The sequence below is a fragment of the Acinetobacter endophylla genome, assembly GCF_053543775.1.
In genome coordinates this window covers 1-335 of sequence record NZ_JBLVOM010000223.1, presented here as the reverse complement: position 1 = coordinate 335, position 335 = coordinate 1, and the positions used below count along the sequence as shown (strand labels likewise).

Annotated in this window: 1 protein-coding gene; it reads left to right on the top strand. The window is 28.4% G+C overall.

Annotated features, from left to right (window positions below):
- Positions 1-335, top strand: a 335-nt coding sequence (locus ACNPNW_RS06460; RefSeq protein ID WP_448766774.1) for a hypothetical protein, incomplete at both ends; no start/stop codon positions are given.

Here is a 335-nt window from a genome sequence, read left to right as displayed (position 1 = left end):
TACTTGAAATCATTTTCACATTAGAGACATTCTCTTATGAAACCTTAAAATTCATATCTAAAAATAAATTTGTGCTGGTCAATTTTATTTATTTAAATAAAGAATATTTAATTCGATTTATTCCTCAAGTGAAAAAGGATAAAAAATTTGAGGATGATGACTTCTTTGAGGATAAAGCTTTTGCCAAGTCTGATTTTGAGAATGGGCATTTTATTTTAAGACCACACTGGATCGAGCTTTATAGTGTTGATAGCGGATTAAGAAAAGTGATGGATGATGTTGAGATGCTCTCAATTCTAGAGAAAGTTTACCGTAAAAATTATTCCATTAATAAT